The following is a 21,991-nucleotide window of genomic DNA, read 5'->3' as shown; positions in this document are numbered from 1 at the left end:
TCGCGTATCGGAGGGACGCGGACCCGGGCGGTCCGTGAGCGAAGCATAGCGCGATGCGGGAAGCCTTCGCTATGTCCGCGCACGGCGGCGAACGGCGGGTTCAGGTGTGATGGCCCAACACGATCAGGAGCAGCGAGATGGTGATGACCGAGCCGATCGTCGACAGCAGAATCACGCGCGACGTGATGTGCGCTTCGCGCCGGTAGAACTCCGCGAGCATGAACGGGCCGGTGCCGGTGGGCAGCGCGGCGAGCACGACGGCCATCTCGACCATCGTGGACGGAAGCCCGAACACGCGCGCTGCGAGCCACCATGTCAGCGCGGGTTGCACGACCAGCTTGACGCCGGTCAGCAGCAGCGAGATGCCGCCCGCACCTGGTTCGGCCGGCCGCTTTTCCGCGAGGAACAGGCCGAGGCTCACCAGCGCGCACGGACTCGCCGCGCCCATCAGCAGCTTCAGAAACGTCTCCGCGCTCGCCGGCAGCGCGACGTGCAGGCTGGCGAACAGCACGCCCGCGATCGGCGACACGATCAGCGGATTGCGCGCGAGCGAACCCAGCACTTTCAGACCGAGCTTGTGCGGCCTGCGCTCGGTCTGCAAGCCGATTTCAATCAGTACGATGGCCAACGCGAACAGCACGCACGCGACGATGATCGTGGCGATCGTGCTCGGCGTGAGGCTCGCGGGGCCGAACGCGATCAGACCGAGCGGGAAGCCGATATAGCCGGTGTTTGGATACGACGCTGCAATCGCATCGACGCTGGCGTCGGCGAGATGGCGGCCGCTGATCAGGCGCGCCGCGAGAATCAGCGCGAATACGACTACACATCCAATCGAAAACGCCGCGACGAACGCCGGTTGATACAACTGCTGCCAGGTGGCATGCGCCATCGTGTCGAACAGCAACGCGGGCAGCGCCAGCCAGACCACGAACCGGTTCAGCTCCGACGCGGAATTCGGGCCGAGCACGCCGCTGCGGCGGCACGCAAAGCCCGCCAGAATCAGGCCGAAAACGGGGAGCAGAATCTCGAGAGTGGCGAACATCGGTGCAGAAAATGTGAGCGGATTGGCGAGCCGCCAGCGTAGTGGCTTACGTTGATACAATCAAATACCGTTTAAAGGCTTCGACAATACCTTTTTTGCATCGTCATTCCGGGAGGGGTTGAGTGATCGACATCAAGCCGCTGCGTTACTTCGTGACGCTTGCCGAGACGCGTCATTTCGGGCGGGCGGCGGCGCGTCTGAATCTGTCGCAGCCGCCGTTGAGCCGGCAACTCGCGGCGCTGGAGTCGAATCTGGGTGTCACGCTGATCGAGCGCAGTCCGCGCAGCGTGACGTTGACCGCGGCGGGCGAGCGTTTTTATGCCGACGCGAAAGCAATTCTCGCGTCGGTCGAACAGGCGTGTAGCAACGCGCAAGCCGCCGCGCACGGCGACGCGGGCAAGCTCGCAATCGGCTTCACGATGTGCTCCGCTTACAACGTCGTGCCCGGCTATGCGCGCGCGTTCGGGGCCGCGTATCCCGAGGTCGCGTTGAATCTGCGCGAAGTCGTCTCGAACGATCTGGCCGCGCAACTGCTCGCCGGTCAGATCGACGCGGCCATCATGTTTCCGAATGTGCCCGACCGGAGCCTCGCCACCCGCACGATCGTCACCGAGCCGCTGTGCGTGGCGTTGTCGCGCAACCATCCGCGAGCGCGTGCGCGGCGCTTGAAGATCGGCCAGCTGGCAGGCGAACCGTTCGTGCTTGCATCGGAAGAAGTCGCGCCGATCCTGCGCGCGACCATTCTCGAACACTGCCGCTCGGGCGGTTTCGAGCCGGACATCCGCTTTGAAGTGCAATTGCAGCAGACCGTGCTGAGTCTCGTCGATGAAGGTGTGGGCGTTGCGCTGGTGCCGTCGTCGATGCGCAAGGCGCAACTCGCGGGCGTGGTGTTCCGGCCGCTGGTCGATGCGCCGTTGATCGAGCAGGTGCTGGCGTGGTCGCCGGCGAATCGTAATCCTTGTCTCGCGCGGTTTCTCGAACTGGCGTGAGGGCGCGTTATCCCGTCACGGGGGGATCGTCGTCAGGCGGATAACGCAACGCGTCGCGTCTGATTAGCCTGCGGCACCAGAAGGTCCAGAGCGTCAGCCCGCCGTAGACTGCGTAACTCAGAAGCCGGGAAGCGAGCGCCGAGCGCGGATCGTTCGGCCAGTGCCAGACAATCGCGCTGCGCAGAATGTTTTCGCCCAGCATGCCGATGCCCCACACGAGCGTCATCAGGCGGATGTAGGCGGCGAGCGTGGGGCGCTCGCGCCAGCGTCGCTCGAACAGATGAGCGCTGTGGGGATCTTCGCGCGACATCGTCGAGCGCGCGAGGTAGAACGCCAGCGGGCGCGGGAGCGCGAGCGACACCAGAAACGACGCGCCGATCATGCCCGACACCATCGGGTCTTCGAGTGACTTCAGCCGAACATCGCCGCCTGCGGCCAGTGCGATCAGCGATAGCGCGATGCCGGCCAGCACGAGCGCGCTGAGCGCGTCGAAATGACGGTAGCGCGCGAGGTCCAAAGTCATCCACGCGACCGGCGGGAGGGCCGATGCGACCATGCCGCCTTGCAAGCCCCAGTGCGGGAACGCGAGCCGGTAAGCGAGCCAGGGGAGGGCGACGTTGACGAGCAGTGCGCTGAGGTAGCGCAGGCGGGGTTTCATCGGCGGGAGTTGGTGAGTTGGCAGGCGTGGCGATGTGAAGCCGGTCACGCAGACATCTGCTGGCAGTGTAGGGCGAAGTCTGGTGGCTTGTCATGGGGCGGCCACGCAAATAACAAGCCGCCACCGCCGACAAAAGCCTGGCCCGCACGAAATCTGCGATCATCGATCCCGCGCCGTTCTGAGCCATCCAGCTAACCATCCGTCCGTCAGCCAATGCCCGCCCAGCCCACCACCCTCAACACGCCCCGCCTGACCCTGCGCCCCCACACACGCGACGACTTCCTCGAAAGCTATGCGATGTGGTCCGATCCCGAAGTGATCCGCTATATCGGCGGCCAGCCGTTTACGCGCGAGGAGGTGTGGGCGCGTCTGCTGCGCTATGCCGGACATTGGGCGATGCTCGGCTTCGGCTACTGGGTGGTGCGCGAAACGCAGAGCGGGCGCTTCCTCGGCGAAGTCGGTTTCGCCGACTACCATCGCGAGATCGAGCCGTCGTTGCAGGGCACGCCCGAAGTCGGGTGGGCGCTCGACCCGTCGGTGCACGGACGCGGCTACGCGACCGAAGCCGTGCGCGCCGCGCTCGATTGGGCCGACGCGAACTGGCCGGGCGGCGAAACGGCCTGCATCATTGCACCGGACAATCTGCCGTCGATTCGCGTCGCACACAAGTGCGGATACCGCGAGCAGTGTCACACGACGTACAAAGGCAAGCCGACCGTCCTGCTGAGGCGGACGGCCAACGCGAAGTGACCATCCGCGTGACGGTGGCTCCGTTTTATTGAGCGGCGCCCCCGCGCTCGCGCGCAATCAGATCCACCAGCTTTTCCACCTGCTGGCCCTGCGCATCGAAGTTCGCCGCATCGAGCCACTGCGCGTAGCTCGCACGCAGCGCCGGCCATTCGCTGTCGATAATCGAAAACCACGCGGTATCGCGATTGCGTTCGCGATACACGATCGCCTGCCGGAAGATGCCTTCGAACGTGAAGCCGTAACGCAGCGCGGCGGTGCGCGACGGCCCGTTCAGCGAATCGCATTTCCATTCGAATCGACGGTAGCCCCATTGATCGAACACCTGCGTCATCAGCAGAAACATGGCGTCGGTGGCGATGCGCGTGCGCTTCAGGCGTGGCGAGTACGTGACATGCCCGACTTCGATCACGCCGTTCGCGCGATCGATACGCATCAGCGCCAGCGTGCCGACCGCCTTGCCGGTCGCGAGATCGATCACCGCGTGATGCAACGGGTCCGCCGACGCCGCCATGCGCGTCAGATGTTCGCGATAGGCGGCGAGGCTGTCGAACGGGCCGACCGCCAGATAGGTCCAGTCGCGAGCATCGGCGGCTGAGCGATACGCGTCGTAGAGGTCTTCGGCGTGACGGGCGACGTCCACCGGTTCGATCCGGCAATAGCGGCCTGTCAGCGGCTCGCGGCCGGGTGCCTGTGCGCCGTGCCAGCCTGGCAGGGCTGTGCCGATCGGCTGGTCGAACTCGTTACGTCTGACTTCCATGACTGCTCTCCTGTCGTGTCGGCCGCAAAGGGCCGTTGGCGATTCGTCGATGACAGAACGATACGTCAAACGTGGTATGTTCAAAAGATCCACGATTGATCGATTTGATAGGTCCACCAGCATGATCGAGATCATCGGCCCGCTGCTCCGTTCCGCCGACGCAGCGAACCTAGGCAGCAGCACTCAAAAACCCGCACCGCTGCAAAAGCAGCTGATCGAGCGGCTTCAGCAGGCGATTCTCAACGGCCGCCTGCCGGCAGGCTCGCTGCTGCCCTCGTCGAGGTTGCTCGCGGTCGAGATGGGCGTGTCGCGCAACACCGTGGTGATCGCGTACGAGCATTTGGCGGCGGTCGGTTATGTCATCGCGGATCAGCAAGGCACGCGCGTGAATCCGCTGTCGGGTTCCAGCGTGCGCGACGGCGAGATGACCGGGCAGCCCGTCGCGCCGGAGGTCGCGTACGCGACGCGAGTCGGCCAGTTCGCAGCGACCCGCACGCACGCCGACAACACGTTCCCGCTGACGCCCGGTACGCCCGCGCTCGACCGCTTTCCGCTGACCGCGTGGCGGCGCGCGCTCGAACGTTCGATGGAGCACGCGTTGCCCCTTGCGCTCGGCTACGGCGAGCCGACGGGCGAACCGGCGTTGCGCGACGCGATTGCCGCGCATCTGCGGATGGCGCGCGGCGTGCGCTGCGAAGGGGCGCAGGTGGTGATCACCGAGGGCGCGCAGGAGGCGCTGAACCTGTGCGTGCGGCTCTTCACGAATCCCGGCGATACCGCATGGGTCGAGGATCCCGGTTATCGCGGCGCGAAGGCGGCGTTCAATCTCGGCGATCTGCGCATGCTGCCGGTTCCCGTCGACGCCGAGGGCATGGCCGTGGCGCCCGGCGCGTGGCTCGCGCATCCGCCGAAGCTGATCTACACGTCGCCCGCGCATCAGTATCCGACCGGCGCGGTGTTGTCGGTCGCGCGTCGTCTCGCGTTGATCGAGCAGGCGCGGCGCAGCGGCGCGTGGCTGATCGAGGACGACTACGACGGCGAGTTTCGTCATACCGGTGAGCCGATTGCCAGCATGCAGGGTCTCGTCGACGATGCGCCGGTTCTGTACGTCGGCTCGTTCAGCAAGACGATGTTTCCGGCGCTGCGGATCGGCTTCGTGGTGCTGCCGCGCGCGATTGCCGGACGGACTGCCGTCGCGTTGCAGGAAATGCTGCGCGGCGGGCATCGGCTGGAGCAACTGGCGCTGGCGAGATTCATCGAAAGCGGCGAATTCGGGCGGCACCTCGGGCGCATGCGACGGCTGTATCGCGAGCGTCAGCAGGCGCTGCGCGACGCGCTCGCCGCGCATTTCGCGCCGGCGCAGATTCTCGGCGGCGACTGCGGGATGCATCTGACGCTTCGGCTGCCGCCGGCTCTGGACGATCGAACCCTTGCCGAACGGGCGCGCGCTGAGGGACTGAATCCGCGCGCGCTGTCGAGCTTCGCGTTGCATCCCGGTCCGGCGACGAACGGGCTGGTGATCGGCTACGGCAATACCGCCGCCGAACAACTCGCGCCTGCTGTTCACACGTTAGCCTCGCTGGCGCGCGATATGAGCGGGAAGGAAGCGCGCTCGCAAAGCGCGTCGAAAGTACGAACCCGCCGGCTACGCTGACCGCGCAGAGCGCCGCCCTAGCGCCCCGCGGCGTTGCTTGCACTTTTGAATTTGTCCGCGCGCCCCATGTCGCGCTATCGTGTCGCTTATGCGCGCCGGTTCCGGCAAACCGATTTTCGCCGGAACGTCGCGCAGATCATGCCCTGCATACCGCACCGCAACATCGCATGACAGGCGTCATGCCGGTCACGTTGCAGGCCCGGTGCGCGGGCCATGAAGCAAACCTTTGTTGTAGCTACCTTGACGATTTATCTGACCGGAGACGACATGAAGGAAATCGAACCGACCCCGTGGTTTGAGCTTGACGCCCACACGCCTGTTCACGAAGGCTGGTACGAGGTGCAATTGACGAGCGGGGACACGGCGTTTGCGAAATTCGGCGAGGGCGTGTGGACCGAGAAACCGTTGCTGGTGTTCACGCACTGGCGCGGATTGTCCGCAGACCCATCGAAAGCCGCCGAGGGCGAGGCCGAATCGATTAGCGCAGAGGCCACCGCGGCCCAGGGCGTGCGCGCCGCATGGAACGCATTCTTCCCCGGACTCGGCGAAGAACAGCACAAGCCGCTGGACGCCGTGCCCAACGGTAAAGCCCCAGATTGAGTGATCCCCGGGCGGCGGCTCGCGGGTCGCCGCCCTGAGCGCTCTCCCGCCCTCCGGGCGCGGTCCCGCTACCATCTTCGTGATCGCTGTCGCCGTTTTACCCTCTTACCGTCTCACCCAAACAAGGACGTATGAAAGTCACCCGAGAACCCGTGGCGTTGTCGCGGGCTACGCAATTGCTGAATCATGGGCCGGTCACGATCATCACCAGCGCGCACGGCGGTCGCACCAACGTGATGGCGGCGTCGTGGGCGATGCCGCTCGATTTCAATCCGCCCAAGGTCGTCGTGATCGTCGACAGCCGCACGCTGACGCGGCAATTGATCGAGGGCAGCGGCGTATTCGGCCTGCAACTGCCGAGCCGCGGATTCGCCGCACAGACGCTCGCCGTGGGCACCAACGCGGGCGCGGAACTCGACAAGTTCTCCGCATTCGGGCTCGAAACATTTCCGGCTCAGGAGATCGACGTGCCGATGCTGGCCGGCTGCATCACGTGGATGGAATGCAAGGTGATTCCGGACGATAGCCAGCGGCACGACATGATCATCGGCGAGGTGGTCGCCGCGTATGCGGACAGCCGCGTGTATTCGAACAACCGCTGGCACTTCGGCGACGATCCCGAATTGCGCACCTGCCATTACGTGGCGGGCGGCAGCTTCTTTGCAACCGGTGAGGCTTTCGAAGTGACACCGGTGAGTGCGTCGGTGGAATGATTTTTGTGCAAGCGGCTCATCGACCGGGCCGCTTGATATCCACTTGATGCGCAGACCCGCTCAGTTAGCGCCTTCGGCAAACGCCGTCAACGCGTCCCCGGCGAGGCGATAGCGCACCCACTCGCTCTGCGCGCTCGCGCCGATCGATTCATAGAAGCCGATGGCCGGCTCGTTCCAGTCGAGCACGCTCCACTCGAAGCGGCCGCAGCCGGTTTCGCAGGCAATGCGCGCGAGGTGGCGCAGCATCTGTTTGCCCGCGCCGCTGCCACGCGATTGCGGGGACACGTACAGGTCTTCCAGATACAACCCCTGTTTGCCGAGCCACGTCGAATACGAAAAGAAGTACACGCAAAAGCCGACGGGCTCGCCGTTCATCTCGCAGATCAGCGATTTCGCCGACGAGCTCGCGGAGAACAGACTCGCTTCGATATCTTTGACGGTTGCGACGACTTCGTGCTCCGCTTTTTCGTACACCGCGAGTTCGGTGATGAAGCGAAGAATCAACGCAGCGTCGGACGTATTGGCGGGGCGGATGTGAATAGTCAAGGCAAGGTACCCGGTAATTGGCGTGGCGGATCGAAGTCGCAGAAACACGTCTCTCTGCTTCGGATCGGGCATCTATCGTAGCGCTTATCGCAACATCGTGGCAGCGAGTTCCACGATTGAAGATTGACGCCGCACGGTCCGATCGTTTATCGTCGATCCATGGACTTCCACTCGATTCCCTTCGCTGCTGTCACCACCACGACGACCACCTTCACCGGCGGGTCGTCTGGAGGTTGCGCACGCTAGAAGCACGAAGCTGTGGCAAACCACCCAAGGCCCCGCCGGAAACGGACGGGGCCTTTGTCGTTTCTGGACCTCCGTTTGCGGCATCTCTTTGCATCAACCGCACTATCCGTTCAAATGGAGCGTCACCGTGGACAACATCGATCATCGTGTTCTAGGCAATAAGCTGGATCTTTTTCATCAGCAGGAAGAAGGCGCAGGCATGGTCTTCTGGCATCCGAGAGGCTGGGAGCTGTATCGCGTGCTCGAGGATTACGTGCGGGTGCGCATGCGTCGCGCGGGCTTCCGCGAAATTCGCACGCCGCAATTGCTGGCGCGTTCGCTATGGGAAAAGAGCGGTCACTGGGACAAGTTCGGTGCGGCCATGTACTCGCTCGCGGATGCCGAAGAAGGCCGCGCGCTTTGTCTGAAACCGATGAGTTGTCCGTGTCATGTGCAGGTGTTCAATCAGCGTGTGCGTTCGTATCGCGAGTTGCCGGTGCGGTATAGCGAATTCGGCGCATGTCATCGCGATGAACCGTCGGGATCGCTCGAAGGTTTGAAGCGCACGCGCGCTTTTGTGCAGGACGACGCCCACGTGTTTTGCGCGCATGCGCATATCGAAGCCGAAGTGGGCCGCTTCTGTTCGCTGCTGCGCACGATCTACGCGGACCTCGGTTTTCCCGCGTTCAAGGTCGCGCTTGCTACGCGTCCGGCGCTGCGAGCGGGCAGCGACGAAATGTGGGATCGCGCGGAAGAGGCATTGGCCAACGCCGCGCGTGCCGCCGGTCTGGAGTTCGAGATTCTCGAAGGAGAGGGCGCTTTTTACGGGCCCAAACTCGAATTTCATTTGCTCGACAGCCGCGAGCGCAGTTGGCAATGCGGCACGGTCCAACTCGACTTCGTGCTGCCCGAGCGGCTCGACGCGGAGTTCGTCAACGAACGCAATGAACGCGAGCGTCCCGTGATGATTCATCACGCGGTACTCGGCAGCATGGAGCGGTTTATCGCAATGCTGCTCGAGCATCACGAAGGATGGTTGCCGGTATGGCTCGCGCCCGATCAGGTTGTCGTCGCCACGATCAGCGACGCGAACGTGGACTACGCGCAGGAGTTGATGCAGGCACTCGACGACGCAGGTATCAGGGCAAGCCTCGACAGCCGGCCCGAGCGGCTGGAAAAGAAGATCGTCGATGCACGCGAGAAGCAGATACCGATTCTGGTTGCGCTAGGTTCGCGCGATCAGCGTGAGCGGACGATCAGCGTGCGGCTGCGCGATGGAAAGCAGTTGTCGTTTGCTTTTGCGGAGGGTGTCGAGTATTTGCGGCTGGCCGCGTTGGCGCCGGTTGTTCCTCCTCGGCCTTGAAGCACGGCGTTCGCTTCGAGCCTGGTTCCTCGTCGTTCCGGTTCGAAGCGGACGCTAGAACCGGCGCGGTAGTCGAGCGGCTCGGCGAGACCTTGCATCCCTATCACCTGCTGGGCGGCGGCACCGCGCTGGTCGGTGTGATCGTCGCGCAGAGATTCAGGCGGACCGCTCAGCAGCCAGTGGCGGTTCAGAGGTAGAGCAAGTGCAGGCCCGTCACTCCGCTTGCGGCGTGACGGGCGACGCCGATAGCGGATCGGCGAATTCCACCCGGTCCCGCCCGCCTCGCTTGGCCTTGTACAGCGCGGAATCCGCGAGCCCGTACGCGGTATCGAAGTCGGTCCGCGCCTCGTTGGCGCTCACGCCGAAACTGGCCGTTATGCGGCGATTCACCGGCGGCTCAAAGACGTGATTGCGAATGGCCACACGCATTTCATCGGTCAGATCGAGTGCATCGGCGAGATCGTGGCCCGGCAACAGCACCGTGAACTCTTCGCCGCCCACCCGGCCAATGAGGCCCCGCTCGCCGACGATCCGCCGCAGACAATCGACGATGCCGAGAATCACCGCATCGCCGACCGGATGCCCAAAATCGTCGTTGACCTTTTTGAAGTCGTCGATGTCGAGCAGGATCATCACCGCGCGGTCGATGCGCAGCGCCTTGCTCGTGCGTTCGATCACCGCGCTGCGGTTCAGCACGTCGGTCAACGCGTCGTGGGTCGCGCGATATTGCAGTTGTTGCGTGAGCGCATGCATCTCGCGCTCGGCGCGGTCGCTGCGGCCGATCAAACGGCGCGTTTCGCGCATCAAACGCTCGTAATGCCCGATCAGCTCGCCCAGCGCCTGGTGGCATGCGTGAGGGTCGGCGCTGGCGTCCGCGTAAATTTCGCGTGCCTTCTCCAGCGCCTCGCTCTCGTTCTGGAACAGATCAGGGGCGTCGTTCGAAGCGGAGTTCAAAGAGACAGTTGAAGGCACCGTTTACCTTCCTTACGTCGCAACCGGACAATCGGTGAACTGGATCGCCGTGAAGTCGGCTTGCAATTCCTCGCCGAATTCGAGAATTGTTTCGTCCTCGGCATCGCGGAACCAGTTCACCAGCACGCGATTTCCCGACGATGCCGCTTCGTCCAGCGCATCGAACACGCTGAACAGCATCTTCGTGCTCGAACTGTTGAAGTAGGTCAGCGTGACGTCCACGGTGATCGAGCTATCGTTGCAGCCTGCGAGGTAAGTGCGAAGCTGCTCGATGACAGGCGCGTAAAACGCCGCCGCATTCTCGGGATACGACTCGCCTCTGAGCGTCAGCACGTTCTGGTCGAATCTGAAATCGACTTCCGGCGACGTCGACGTGGCCGCAATATAAAAGTTATCCATGGCGCTTGTTCATCGTAATCAGATGATGGTCTTCAGGCAAAACAGTGTGGTGTCGGGAGCATCGGCGCGCGGATGAAAAGCGAATTCCAGCGGCGCGCTCGCGTCGCGAGCCATCGTCAGGAAGCCGAGCCCGGCGCCTTTGCTTTCTTCCGGCGTGTCGGCGCGCAGCGTCTGTTTGTATGCCTGCTTGATTTCTTCGAGCGACATATTGCGCAGCGGCTCGAGCCGCTTGCGCAGATCGTCCACGGCGGTTGTCGCAACAGGATTCATGCACAGCATCAGATGGCGCTCGCCGTCGTAGCTGATGCACACCGCGCCCTCGCGTATCGCGCCACCGTTGTCCAATCCTTCGACGAGTGCGTCGGACGAATAGTGAACGATATTCTGCGCGATTTCGATAAAGGACGAAAACAGTTTTCGCCGGATAGGCGCGCTGATTCCCGCTACTTCCAGTTGCAGCTTCACAACCTCGCTCATTGCCGCGACGATGCTGTGGGAGAAGTAGCCCTTGTGATAAAAAATCAGATTACGTCTTTGAGCGAGATCGAAAAACGCGCGATCCTGGTCGGAAAGTTCGAACATTTTCATTAACTACCTTAAACGCGTGCAAAGAAAAGCATGACATCGTCGCGGCGCGTCTGCGCGCCTTGCCAGTCAGCCAATGCGCGTTGCAGTCCTTCGCATAGCGCGGCTAGCGGTTGGGTACGGTGCGCGACGATGTAATCGAGCGCGCGGCGCCGTCCAAAAGAAATCTTTCGCGGACCGCCGATCTGGTCGATCAGCCCGTCTGTCGACACGAACAGCAGGCTTCCCGGCGGCAGCGAAACGTGGCTCAAGGCCCACGTATAGTCCGCGAGACTGTCGACGTAACCGACGCCCATGCGGTCGCATGCCATGCTCTCGAAGTGGTCGGCATCCGGCCGCAAAACGTGTAGCGCGATGCGTGCGCCGGCGAAATACAGTTGCCGATGGGCGGCGTCGAACCAGAAGAAAGCGGCGTCGAGGCCGTCGTTCGACTGCGGCGATTCACCTTCTCCATGCACCTGGCCCAGCAATCCCTTGACGTTGCGATTCACGGCCGCGAGCAGCGCGGCCGGATCGCGCGGGCCGAGTTTTTCGAGCGCCTGCGACAACGAAGCCGACGCCAGCAGCGTCATGAACGCGCCGGGCACGCCGTGCCCCGTGCAGTCGGCGGCGGCGCCGAACCAGCCGTCGGCAAATGAAGCGAAGTGGTAGAAGTCGCCACCGACGACATCGCGCGGTTCCCAGACCAGCGCCGCATCCGGCAGCGTCGTCGACAGCATGTCGCGCGACGCCCGCAACATGGCTTGCTGGATCACGCTCGCATATTCGATGCTCTGCATGATCTGGCGATTCTTCTCCGCCTGGATTTCCGCCACCGCGCCCAGTAGCTGAACGCCGCTGGCCAGTCCGACGAAGTGCCCTGCGCGCGTCACGATGAAGCCGTCGGACAGCGCCTTTTCACCCACTTCGACTGTCTTGAACGTGAGCGCCTCGATGCTCATGTCCGCGTCGACGATGAGCGGCTCCTTGTCCATGAACGCGATACAACTCTTCTTGTCGTAAAGCTCGCGGTGAAACGGCTTGCTCATCTGCGACAGCAGGATATCCCGGTTGATCAGTCCGATCGGGCGGCCGCTTTCCAGCACCGCGAGGCTGATCATGTCCCGCCGCGAGTAGAAAATTTCCATCGCCGATGCGTTCGTATCGGCTGCATCGATAGCGGGAAATTCCTGGCATAGATCGCCTGCGCAACGCGGGCTTCCGGAGACACCAGAGCGACCAAAATGCGCGAGCGCGGGATGCATGGCAGGGCTACCCGTTGGACAAGGAAACCAGCACGCTAATCGCTCTTTATGTCGTTTTTGTTAAATATGATGATTAGAGGAAATAATCAAAATGACGCTGTATTGGGCGGCTGCGCGCAAAAGTGCCCGGCAAACGTTTTCGGTTTGATTACAACCGCGAATCGGCCGTCAACGCGCGTGTCCGGTGGTTGCAGCGTCGGTGGTGAGGGTGTTGTTTTGATGGCGCGACGGCTGACTCAGCTCCTGAGCGGCAACCATATTTCCAACCCGCCCATCCCGCTGACCGGATCGAACTTTTCGTCGTATCGCTCGAACATCGGCGCATCGGCTGGCACATGCCCCGACGCAGGCAGCCACTGATTCCAGATCGTGTTCATGGTGCGGCGTATCGTCGAAATATGATCGCGATGCGTGAACACGACGTACCTTTGCGCGGCAATCCGCAAACGGTTCAGCTCCGCCGGCAGCGTCGAAAAATCGCTGACCTCGACACCGCACAGGTAGTCGAAGTTGCCGGCATCGTCCGCGTTGTAGCACACGCCGTAGGCCACGTTGCCCACTTGCGTCGGCACCTTGCCGAAGTACGGCCCGAAGCGCTGCCATTGCGATGGAATCGCGGTGCTGGTGTCGCACGAATAGCGCTCGTTCAGACCGGCGACGAGAAACGGCTTGCCGTCTTCGAAACGAGGCGGCTCCAGATGAGAAAGAAGAGTTTGGTCCATTTTGATCGGCTCCACGATGACGAGATTGTCGAGATGGCCTCGCGCGCGCAGTGCTTCAGGCGTCAGCCCGAACTGCTCGCGAAACGCGCGCGTGAATGCTTCGTGAGAGCCGTAACCGGCGTCGAGCGCGACAGCCAGGATATCCGGCGCACCGTCTGCGAGCCGCCGCGCGGCTTCGCTCAGGCGGCGCGCGCGGACGTAGCGCATGACCGGAAACCCGGTCGCCGCTTCGAAAGCGCGCGCGAGGTGAAAGCGCGACACGCATCCGCAGCTAGCAATGTCGTCGAGCGTCAACGCCTGCGCAAAGTGACTTTCGATAAACCACAGCGCTTTTCCAACCGGGTTCATGACGACTCTCGTGTCTGCATGGAACCAGCTTAGCCAATGACCGCTTCACGCATTTGATCGCGCTTGCGGTTTTGCAGCGCTCAATAGTTCTCCGCTGCCCTTTCGTTGCCGGCCGCGCGGGATGGTTCCGACGCTGCAGGCGCACCGTGAGCGTCCGCGCCACTGGCTTGACCTGGCCGCAATAGCAAGCCGCCCAGCACGCCCGCAGCCGCCGCGAAAATCGCGCCGCACAGGAAGGCCAGGTGATAGCCGCTATTGAGCGCCGCCGTCGCGCCCGCCGACGCCAGCATCGCGTCACTGCGCGCAGCGGCAAGACTGGCCAGCACAGCAAGCCCCAACGCACCGCCCATCATGAACGACGTATTGACGATGCCGGACGCAAGCCCCGAATCGCCCGGATCGACATCGCTCATGGCCGCGAGCAGCATCGGGTTGAATGCGATGCCCGCGCCGAAGCCGAGCAGGATCATGCCGGGCAACACGTCGGGCACGAAGCTGCCGTCGACCGGTGCGCGCGCGAACAGCGCGAGACCGCACGCCGCCACCAGCAGACCGACCGCTAGCGGACGGCGCAGGCCAAAGCGCATGACCACCCGCGCCGACAGCCCGAGCGAGAAGAATCCCATGATCAGATTGGCGGGCAGGAACGCCAGCCCGACCTGCAACGGCCGGTAACCGAGCACGCGTTGCAGATACAGCGCTGAGATGAAGAACCACGCGAACATCGCCGCGGCCCACAGCACGCCGACCACGTTCGCGGTGGCGACATTGCGCAGGCCGAACAGGCCGAGCGGCATCAACGGATGCTGGACGCGTGCCTCGATGACCAGGAACGCGGCGAGTAGCGCGAGCGCGACGAACAACAAGCCGAGCGTCTGCACGGACGTCCAGCCTGCTTCGTTGCCGTTCACGACCGCGTAGACCGCCAGCATCAGCGAGGCCGTGACCGTGACCGCGCCGGCCACGTCGAGCCGCTCGCCGTGAGCGTGGCCGCGCGCGGACGGCAGCAGCGCGACACATAGCGCGTAGACAGCGATGCCGATGGGCAGATTGACCAGAAAAATCCAGTGCCAGCTAAGCAGGTTGGTCAGCAAGCCGCCGAGCAGCACGCCGATGCTGCCGCCGCCCGCGCAAACGAAGCCGTACACGCCCATTGCTTTCGCGCGCTCGCCGGATTCGGTGAACAGATTCATGATCAGCGACAGCGACACCGCGGAGACGATCGCACCGCCCAACCCCTGCACGGCCCGTGCGGCCACCAGCAGGATCTGCGAGTTCGCCATGCCGCAAGCGAGCGACGCCAGCGTGAACAACGTGATGCCGCCGAGGAACAGCTTGCGGTGGCCGTACAGATCGCCGAGCCGCCCGCCGAGCAGCAGGCAGCCGCCGAAGGTCAGCATGTATGCGTTGACGACCCAGACCAGCGAGGTTTCGGTGAAGCCGAGATCCGCCGCGATGGACGGCAACGCGACGTTGACGATGGTCGTGTCGAGCACGATCATCAGCACGCCGAGACACAGCACGATCAGTGCTAGCCAGCGCTGCCTGCCGTGGATGGAATGATGGGTCATGCAGACGCTCCTTGGCCGCGCGCCTGAAGAGGGTTCAGGACATGCCGCCGCGCGGCGACGCGTCGGCAATCGATTGAGATTGAGAACAGGGAATTTTTCAGTCTAGCACCGGCCAGTTTTGCGTCACAACTACGAAATCCTGGGCGGCGCGTGGCGTGCGGCGCGCGTTTCAATCGCCGCCGACGATTTCGTACTTGCCGCCGCGCTCGAGCGCGCGCTGGTACGCCGGCCGCGCGTGAATGCGTTTCAGGAACGCGGTTATCGCGGGAATCTGGCCTTCCATTCCGCCGCGCGCGGTCGCGGCTTCGAGCGGGAAGCTCATCTGCACGTCGGCGGCCGTGAAATCGTCGCCGACGAACCAGCCGGTCCTGCTCAATTCCGTATTGATATAGCCGAGGTGCAGCTTCAATTGCGGATCGATGAAACTGGATTGCAATGTGGCCGCGATCTTGCGCGCAATCGGTTTGGCGAAGAACGGCATCGGCGCACCCGCAATGCGCAACGCGACCAGTTTCAGCAGCAGCGGCGGCATCGCGGAGCCTTCCGCGTAATGCAGCCAGTACGTGTAACGCAGATGCTCGGGCGTGCCCGCTGCCGGAGCGAAGCGCCCCTGTCCATATTTACCGATCAGATATTCGATGATCGCGCCCGATTCCGCGATGGTCTGTCCGTCGTCGGTAATAACGGGCGACTTGCCGAGCGGATGCACCGCGCGCAACTCAGGCGGCGCGAGCATCGTTTTCGGATCGCGCTGATAACGCTTGATCTCGTACGGGACGCCGAGTTCTTCGAGCAGCCACAACACGCGTTGCGAGCGGGAGTTATTCAGATGATGGACAGTCAGCATGGGTCGAAGGAGGTTGGCCTGTGAAGTGTCACATCATAGGGATGATGTGCCGAGGCGGGGCTCTAGTTGCACCACCCCGGTATCCCGAAGCCTTACCTATGCCACGCCCGCGCTCAGGCCCGCGCCTTGCTGCCCATCAGCGCGTTCGAAGGCAGCGTTTCATCGAGCAGCTTGCGGGCGCTTTCGATGCCCGCTACCGGCAATCCCTCAGGGTTCAGCAGGCCGACCTGGACGAGCACCGAAGCCTGATCCCAGTAGATGTGCTCGTTATAAAGCTTGTCGCCGCGGAAACAGACGACGGCCAGCATCGGCACTTCGAAATACTTGCCGGTGGGCGCGACGCCCGGCAGCAGCCAGTCGATTTCGCAGGTATGCGTGCAGCTAAAAATGAATTCGTCGACGATACGGTCGGAACCGATGGTGCGCGAAATCGGAATCAGCTTCGTGTCGACCGGATTCGAGTTGACGAAGTGATGCGTATAGAAGCTCTTGAGTCGGTCATGGCCGACACCGCCGGTCATCGTCGGAACATGGTTGACGTACGGTTGCGCGACCATGGTCGGCATGACTGCATCGACGTCGCGCGTGGCGAACTCGTGATAGCAATGCGCTTCCCACAACGCGTTCAGATCGTAGACCGGGCCGAGCACTTTGCGCAGCAACGCGAGCGTACGCGAATACGCCATCATGGCAGCTGGTTTGTCGTATTGCGCACGGGCGGGCGCCGCGAACGCGTGATCGCAACCGGCGTACACGTATTGCTCGATTTGCGGACGCGTGCGCAGCGCCGCGCTGATTCGCTCGCGCGTTTCCGGCGGACAATGCGCGTCGTTTTCGGGGAAGTGGAACACCATCGGGCAGCGAATCGCGGGCACTTCGTCGAGGTACGCTTCGAGGCCGACGCCGTAATAGCTGACCGCGCAGTCCACGTCGGTGCGCGCCGCGCTCAGAAACGCGAGCTTGCCGCCGAGGCAATAGCCGACCGCGCCGACCTTGCCCGCCTGCTCGGGCAGTGCGCGCAACGCGGCGACGGTGGCTGCGATATCGTCGACGGCGAGATCGGTATTGAATTTGCCGAGATAGCCAAGCGCCTGCTGCATGTCGGCTTCGCCGTAGCCGAGGTCGATGCCAGGTTTGATGCGCCAGAACAGGTCCGGCACGAGCACCACATAGCCTTCTTCGGCATAGCGGTCGGCGGTCGCCTTCATCGTATCGTTGACGCCGAAAATCTCCTGCAACAGCACGAGTCCCGGACCCGAACCTTGCGCGGGGCGCGCGACATAAGCGTTGAAACGGCCGCCATCCTGCGCGACGACTTCGATGAAAGAGCCAGCCATGCGATGCCTCGTGGGGTGAGTGGTTTATGTCATCTTGCGCAACTCGAAGCGTTTGAGCTTGCCGGTTTCGGTGCGCGGCAAGGCATCGACGAAAGAGATCACGCGTGGGTATTTATACGGCGCCACGCTATTTTTCACGAAATCCTGCAGTTGCGCGACCAGTTTGTCGTCGGCTCCAAAACCTGGGTTGAGCACGACGAATGCCTTGACGATCTGCCCTCGGGTTTCGTCTGCGACGCCCACCACGCCGCATTCGGACACCGCATCGTGCTGCAGCAGCACGCTTTCCACTTCGGGACCGGAGATGTTGTAGCCGGCGGAGACGATCATGTCGTCGGCGCGGGCCTGGTAGAACACGTAGCCGTCTTCGTCGAGATAGACCGAATCGCCCGGCAGATTCCAGCTGTCGCGCACGAAGTTCAACTGCCTTTCGTCGGCGAGATAGCGGCAGCCGGTCGGGCCGCGTACCGCGAGTTTGCCGACCGTGCCGGGCGGCACGGGCTGCATCGCGTCGTCGACGGCCCGCACCACGTAGCCCGGCACTGCACGGCCAATCGCATGCGGTCGGATCGCGTCGCCCTGCGCCGAAATGAAAATGTGGATCAACTCGGTGCCGCCAATTCCGTCGATCATGTCGATGCCGGTCGCGTTGTGCCACAGCAGTCGCGTCGAGTCCGGCAACGCCTCGCCCGCCGACACGGTTTTCTTCAGGCTCGACACGTCGTGGTGAGAAACGAGCGGTGCCATTTGCCGGTAGAAGGTCGGCGCGGTGAACATGATGGTTGCTTGAAAGCGTTCGACGGTTTGCAGCAACGTCTCGGGCGAGAGCTTCTCGATCAGCACGGTGGACGCCCCCACGCGCAGCGGAAAGCACAACAGCCCGCCCAGGCCGAACGTAAAGGCGAGCGGCGGCGTGCCGCAAAAAATATCGTTCGACGAAGGCTTGAGCACGTGACGTGGGAACAGGTCGCACATCATCAGTACGTCGCGATGAAAATGCATGCAGCCTTTCGGTGCGCCGGTCGTGCCGCTGGTGAACGCGATCAGGCAGACGTCGTCGGCCGCGGTGTCGCATGCGGTGAAATCAGAGGGCTTGTTGATCGCGAGCGTATCGAGCGAATCGGCGGCGTCGTCGTGGAACAGGCGCGTTTGCTTTAGCGTCGGGCAATGAAACTCGTCGGCTGGGTCGGTGCAACGCGCGAGCTCGTCGGTCAGGCGCGCGTCGCAGAGTGCCGCGCTAACCTGTGCCTTGTCGATGATCTGCTTCAATTCTTTCGCGCGCAGCAACGGCATGGTCGGCACCGCGACGAGACCCGCTTTCAGCGCGGCGAGCGCGGCGACAGCCATCTGCAACGTATTCGGCCCGCGCAGCAAAACGCGGTTGCCGGGCCGCAATCCCATTTCGTCGACCAGTACGTGCGCGGTCCGGTTCACCAGTGCGAGCAACTCGCCGTATGTGGTGACGCAAGGCTTGTCGTCCACCAGCGACCAGATCGCAGGGCGGTCACGATGACCCGCTTCGATCGTTCCGTCGAGCAGTTCGGTTGCGCAATTCAGACGCGCGGGGTAAGCCACGTCCGGGTTGTCGAGCAGAAAAACGGGCCATTGATCCTGCGGCGGAAGATTGTCGCGCGCGAAAGTATCGACGTGTGCTGACGGTTCCATCATGGGTCTCCGGGCGTTGAGCCGGCTGAATGCGCTTCGGTTGGCGTAGTGGGCTGCGTTCGGTCCTGCGGGTTCTTCGGGGCCGCTTACTGCGGGATTACGGCGGTCGCTTCGATCTCGACCTTCGCTTCGTCTTCGATGAGCGCGACGACCTGGACCGCGCTCATCGCAATGTCGTAGTCGCCGATCAACTCGCGAAACGCGCGGCCAATGTCTTTCAGCGACGCGAGATATTCGCGTTTGTCGGTGACGTACCACGTCAGCCGCACCAGGTGCTCTGGTTTGCCGCCTGCTTCGTGCAGCACGGCGACGACGTTCTTGAGCGCCTGAATGGCTTGCGCGGCGAAGTCGGTGGTCTGGAAGCGGGCCTGTTCATCCCAGCCAATCTGCCCGGCGATAAAAACCTGCGTGCCGGTGGCGGCGACGCCGTTCGCGTAGCCGCGCGGCTTGATCCAGCCTTCGGGAAGGAGAGCTTTTTTCATGAACGATGCGCCTCGGTGGAATCGGGCTGTGGAGCAAACGTCGCGAGCGCGCTCGCGATGTCGGCGGGAATATCGATCGACTTGCCGGCTTCGAGCGACGTGGTGACGAGTACCTGCTTCGCGCTGAAGCGTGTCTCGCCGTTGCAATGGCCGACGATATCGATGCTGATCGAACGGCGGCCAATCGCGGTCACGCGCAAGGTCAGCAGGATCGTTTCGCCCATCTGGCTCGGCCGCGAAAACTCGCAGTCGAGTTTGACGATGGGCAGACCGACGCGTCGCCGCGCGATCAGGTTCGCGTAGTCGATGTGAAGGCCTTCGTTGAACCAGTCTTCGACCAGAGCGTTGGTCATCACCAGATATTGCGGAAAGAACACGATGCCCGCCGGATCGCAATGCGAGAAGCGGATTTGCACGGGCCTTTCGAATGACGCGCTCATTGCGTGTTTTCCTTCGCGGCGGCGGCAGCGTGCACCTTCAACAGATCGCGACCGATAATCAGTTGCTGCACTTCGGTCGCGCCTTCGTAAATGCGCAGCGCACGAATCTCGCGGTACAGCATCTCGACAGCGGTGCCACTCTGCACGCCCATGCCGCCAAAGAGTTGCACGGCCGCGTCGATCACCTGCTGCGCGCCTTCGCTCGCGTGCCACTTCGCCATCGCGGCTTCACGGGTGACGTTTTCGCCCTGATCGCGCAACCACGCGGCGCGATAGACGAGCAACGCGCTGCTGTCGATGGTCAACGCCATTTGCGCGAGCTTGGCCTGCGTCAGTTGAAAATCGCCGAGCGTCTGCCCGAACATCTTGCGCGACGACGCACGCGCGAGGCCCTCGGCCATCGCATGACGCGCGAAACCCAGCGATGCCGCCGCCACCGACGTGCGGAAAATATCAAGAGTTCGCATGGCGAGTTTGAAGCCTTCGCCGGGTGCGCCAAGCATCTGGCTGCGCGGCACGCGAGCGCCGGCGAAATGCAGTCGCGCGAGCGGATGCGGCGCGATGACGTCGATACGTTCAGCGATCTCGAGCCCCGGCGTATCGGCGTCGACAATGAATGCGCTGATGCCGCGCGCGCCGGGCGCTTCGCCGGTTCGTGCGAATACGACGTAGAAATCGGCGATGCCGCCGTTCGAAATCCACGTTTTATCGCCGTCGAGCACGTACGCGTCGCCGTCCTCTCGCGCGGACAAAGCCATCGCGGCGACATCCGATCCCGCTTCCGGCTCCGACAAGGCGAACGCGGCGAGCGCGGTGCCGTTTGCGACGCGCGGCAGATAGTGCGACTTCTGCTCATGCGTGCCGCCGAGCGAGATCGCACCCGAGCCGAGGCCTTGCATGGCCAGGGCGAAATCGGCGAGACCCGAATGTTTGGCGAGCGTTTCCCGCAACAGACAGACGGCGCGCGTGTCGATCGTGTCGCCGTGACCGCCGTAGGCGACGCCGCCCACGCCATATTTCAGCCAGCCCGCAGCGCCAAGTTCGCGTACCAGATGACGGCAGGTTGCGTCCACGTCTGTGTGATCTTCGTGCGTGAGATTCTTGCTACACCATGCTTCGATGCCTTGGGCGAGTTCGCGATGACGCGGCTCGAAAAACGGCCACGCCAGCGCGCCATGCAGATCGATGTTGTGGTTGGCGCTCAACTCAGTCTCCTTCGAATACGGGACGGGACTTCGCCGCGAACGCGCTGTATGCGCGCTCGAAATCGCGTGTGCTCATGCAGATGGCCTGTGCCTGCGCTTCCGATTCGATCGCTTCGTCGATGCTCATGCTCCATTCCTGATGCAGCATTTTCTTCGTGATGCCGTGCGCGAACGTCGGTCCGGCGGCGAGATCGGCGGCGAGTTTCTGCGCCTCGTCGACGAGCGCCGACGGTTCGCAAAGGCGGTTGTAGAAGCCCCATGCATGACCTTCGTCGCCACTCGCCGAACGGCCGGTGAACAGCAATTCGGCAGCACGTCCCTGGCCGATGATGCGCGGCAGGATCGCGCATGCGCCCATATCGCAACCGGCGAGGCCGACGCGCGAGAACAGGAACGCAAGCTTGCTGCGTGCAGTGCCGAGGCGCATGTCGGACGACATCGCGAGAATTGCACCAGCGCCCGCGCAAACGCCATCGACTGCGGCGATGACCGGTTGCGGGCAATGGCGCATGGCCTTGACGAGGTCGCCGGTCATGCGCGTAAAGAGCAGCAGTTCCGGCATCGGCAGATCGATCAACGGCGCGATGATGTCGTGCACGTCGCCGCCGGAACAGAAATTCTCGCCCGCGCCGTGGATCACCACGGCCTTGACGTCGGTCGCATAAGCGAGATTGCGGAACAGGTCGCGCAACTCCGCATACGATTCGAACGTCAGCGGGTTCTTGCGCTCCGGGCGGTTCAGCGTGATCGTCGCGACCTTGCCCGTCACCGACCAGCCGAAGTGCTGCGCCTCGTAATTCGCGAGCGTCAGGCGGTTGCCGGCCAGCAGCGCGTCGGCGTTGGATCGTGTCATGGTGTCTCCTCCGGTTCCGCG

23 protein-coding genes are annotated in these 21,991 nt (G+C 63.3%); 6 read left to right on the top strand and 17 right to left on the bottom strand.

Annotated features, from left to right (window positions below; all coding sequences use genetic code 11):
* Nucleotides 1-100: 100 nt before the first annotated feature.
* Nucleotides 101-1,045 (bottom strand): AEC family transporter, encoded by a 945-nt coding sequence (locus tag ABH945_RS20495; protein ID WP_429251726.1) that lies wholly within the window; start codon nt 1,043-1,045, stop codon nt 101-103.
* A 122-nt stretch (nt 1,046-1,167) separates the two neighbouring features.
* On the opposite strand from ABH945_RS20495, the gene ABH945_RS20490 reads away from it, so the two are divergent.
* Nucleotides 1,168-2,034, top strand: a complete 867-nt coding sequence (locus ABH945_RS20490; protein WP_074770794.1) for a LysR family transcriptional regulator — start codon at nt 1,168-1,170, stop codon at nt 2,032-2,034.
* Nucleotides 2,035-2,041: 7 nt separating this feature from the next.
* On the opposite strand, the gene ABH945_RS20485 is transcribed toward ABH945_RS20490, so the two are convergent.
* Nucleotides 2,042-2,692: a VC0807 family protein gene (locus ABH945_RS20485; RefSeq protein WP_429251725.1), complete on the bottom strand. Its 651-nt coding sequence runs from the start codon at nt 2,690-2,692 to the stop codon at nt 2,042-2,044.
* Between the two features lie 213 nt (nt 2,693-2,905).
* On the opposite strand from ABH945_RS20485, the gene ABH945_RS20480 reads away from it, so the two are divergent.
* Nucleotides 2,906-3,442: a GNAT family N-acetyltransferase gene (locus tag ABH945_RS20480; RefSeq protein WP_429251724.1), complete on the top strand. Its 537-nt coding sequence runs from the start codon at nt 2,906-2,908 to the stop codon at nt 3,440-3,442.
* A gap of 25 nt (nt 3,443-3,467) precedes the next feature.
* On the opposite strand, the gene ABH945_RS20475 is transcribed toward ABH945_RS20480, so the two are convergent.
* The gene (locus tag ABH945_RS20475; RefSeq protein ID WP_429251723.1) at nt 3,468-4,199 is read right to left on the bottom strand and encodes a GNAT family N-acetyltransferase; all 732 of its coding nucleotides are present in this window, start codon (nt 4,197-4,199) and stop codon (nt 3,468-3,470) included.
* A 121-nt stretch (nt 4,200-4,320) separates the two neighbouring features.
* Here ABH945_RS20475 and ABH945_RS20470 point away from each other — a divergent pair, with 121 nt between their 5' ends.
* From ABH945_RS20470 to ABH945_RS20460, 3 genes are all read left to right on the top strand, one after another.
* Nucleotides 4,321-5,853 carry a PLP-dependent aminotransferase family protein gene (locus tag ABH945_RS20470; RefSeq protein WP_429251722.1) on the top strand — a complete coding sequence of 511 codons (1,533 nt, stop codon included), beginning with the start codon at nt 4,321-4,323 and terminating at the stop codon, nt 5,851-5,853.
* Between the two features lie 267 nt (nt 5,854-6,120).
* Nucleotides 6,121-6,453: a hypothetical protein gene (locus tag ABH945_RS20465; RefSeq protein WP_074770789.1), complete on the top strand. Its 333-nt coding sequence runs from the start codon at nt 6,121-6,123 to the stop codon at nt 6,451-6,453.
* A gap of 131 nt (nt 6,454-6,584) precedes the next feature.
* Nucleotides 6,585-7,166, top strand: a complete 582-nt coding sequence (locus ABH945_RS20460) for a flavin reductase family protein (protein WP_429251721.1) — start codon at nt 6,585-6,587, stop codon at nt 7,164-7,166.
* A 60-nt stretch (nt 7,167-7,226) separates the two neighbouring features.
* On the opposite strand, the gene ABH945_RS20455 is transcribed toward ABH945_RS20460, so the two are convergent.
* Nucleotides 7,227-7,712: a GNAT family N-acetyltransferase gene (locus tag ABH945_RS20455; RefSeq protein ID WP_074771243.1), complete on the bottom strand. Its 486-nt coding sequence runs from the start codon at nt 7,710-7,712 to the stop codon at nt 7,227-7,229.
* Between the two features lie 373 nt (nt 7,713-8,085).
* Between ABH945_RS20455 and thrS the strand changes: the two genes are divergently transcribed.
* On the top strand, nt 8,086-9,300 hold the full coding sequence (gene thrS / locus ABH945_RS20450; protein WP_429251720.1) for a threonine--tRNA ligase: 1,215 nt from the start codon (nt 8,086-8,088) through the stop codon (nt 9,298-9,300).
* A gap of 213 nt (nt 9,301-9,513) precedes the next feature.
* Here thrS and ABH945_RS20445 read toward each other — a convergent pair whose 3' ends face one another.
* From ABH945_RS20445 to ABH945_RS20385, 13 genes are all read right to left on the bottom strand, one after another.
* On the bottom strand, nt 9,514-10,272 hold the full coding sequence (locus ABH945_RS20445; protein WP_074770786.1) for a GGDEF domain-containing protein: 759 nt from the start codon (nt 10,270-10,272) through the stop codon (nt 9,514-9,516).
* Between the two features lie 12 nt (nt 10,273-10,284).
* Nucleotides 10,285-10,671, bottom strand: coding sequence for a DUF1987 domain-containing protein (locus tag ABH945_RS20440; RefSeq protein WP_074770784.1), 387 nt, complete (start codon nt 10,669-10,671; stop codon nt 10,285-10,287).
* Nucleotides 10,672-10,689: 18 nt separating this feature from the next.
* Nucleotides 10,690-11,253 (bottom strand): SiaB family protein kinase, encoded by a 564-nt coding sequence (locus tag ABH945_RS20435; protein WP_074771241.1) that lies wholly within the window; start codon nt 11,251-11,253, stop codon nt 10,690-10,692.
* A 14-nt stretch (nt 11,254-11,267) separates the two neighbouring features.
* Complete coding sequence (locus ABH945_RS20430; protein WP_074770783.1) at nt 11,268-12,383, bottom strand: SpoIIE family protein phosphatase; 1,116 nt, start codon at nt 12,381-12,383, stop codon at nt 11,268-11,270.
* Nucleotides 12,384-12,736: 353 nt separating this feature from the next.
* Nucleotides 12,737-13,570, bottom strand: coding sequence for an AraC family transcriptional regulator (locus ABH945_RS20425; RefSeq protein ID WP_429251719.1), 834 nt, complete (start codon nt 13,568-13,570; stop codon nt 12,737-12,739).
* A gap of 80 nt (nt 13,571-13,650) precedes the next feature.
* Nucleotides 13,651-15,141 carry a DHA2 family efflux MFS transporter permease subunit gene (locus ABH945_RS20420; RefSeq protein WP_429251718.1) on the bottom strand — a complete coding sequence of 497 codons (1,491 nt, stop codon included), beginning with the start codon at nt 15,139-15,141 and terminating at the stop codon, nt 13,651-13,653.
* 169 nt (nt 15,142-15,310) lie between these two features.
* Entirely contained in the window at nt 15,311-15,988 is a 678-nt protein-coding gene (locus ABH945_RS20415; RefSeq protein WP_074770779.1) for a glutathione S-transferase, read from the bottom strand.
* Nucleotides 15,989-16,101: 113 nt separating this feature from the next.
* On the bottom strand, nt 16,102-17,325 hold the full coding sequence (locus ABH945_RS20410; RefSeq protein WP_429251717.1) for a dienelactone hydrolase family protein: 1,224 nt from the start codon (nt 17,323-17,325) through the stop codon (nt 16,102-16,104).
* 24 nt (nt 17,326-17,349) lie between these two features.
* Nucleotides 17,350-18,990: an AMP-binding protein gene (locus ABH945_RS20405; RefSeq protein WP_429251931.1), complete on the bottom strand. Its 1,641-nt coding sequence runs from the start codon at nt 18,988-18,990 to the stop codon at nt 17,350-17,352.
* 86 nt (nt 18,991-19,076) lie between these two features.
* Nucleotides 19,077-19,472, bottom strand: a complete 396-nt coding sequence (locus ABH945_RS20400) for a RidA family protein (RefSeq protein ID WP_429251716.1) — start codon at nt 19,470-19,472, stop codon at nt 19,077-19,079.
* Nucleotides 19,469-19,912, bottom strand: coding sequence for an acyl-CoA thioesterase (locus ABH945_RS20395; RefSeq protein ID WP_074770771.1), 444 nt, complete (start codon nt 19,910-19,912; stop codon nt 19,469-19,471). The genes ABH945_RS20400 and ABH945_RS20395 overlap by 4 nt, the downstream gene beginning before the upstream one ends.
* Nucleotides 19,909-21,117: an acyl-CoA dehydrogenase family protein gene (locus tag ABH945_RS20390; RefSeq protein WP_429251715.1), complete on the bottom strand. Its 1,209-nt coding sequence runs from the start codon at nt 21,115-21,117 to the stop codon at nt 19,909-19,911. Before ABH945_RS20390 ends, ABH945_RS20395 begins: the two co-directional genes overlap by 4 nt.
* A 1-nt stretch (nt 21,118) precedes the next feature.
* A complete protein-coding gene (locus ABH945_RS20385; protein ID WP_429251714.1) occupies nt 21,119-21,970 on the bottom strand; it encodes an enoyl-CoA hydratase family protein in 852 nt (283 codons plus the stop codon).
* Nucleotides 21,971-21,991 lie beyond the last annotated feature (21 nt).

The sequence above is a fragment of the Paraburkholderia sp. GAS333 genome, assembly GCF_050435665.1.
GTDB lineage: Bacteria > Pseudomonadota > Gammaproteobacteria > Burkholderiales > Burkholderiaceae > Paraburkholderia > Paraburkholderia fungorum_A.
Note: the sequence above shows the minus strand (reverse complement) of the source record. Positions and strands in the feature narration are given on the sequence as shown.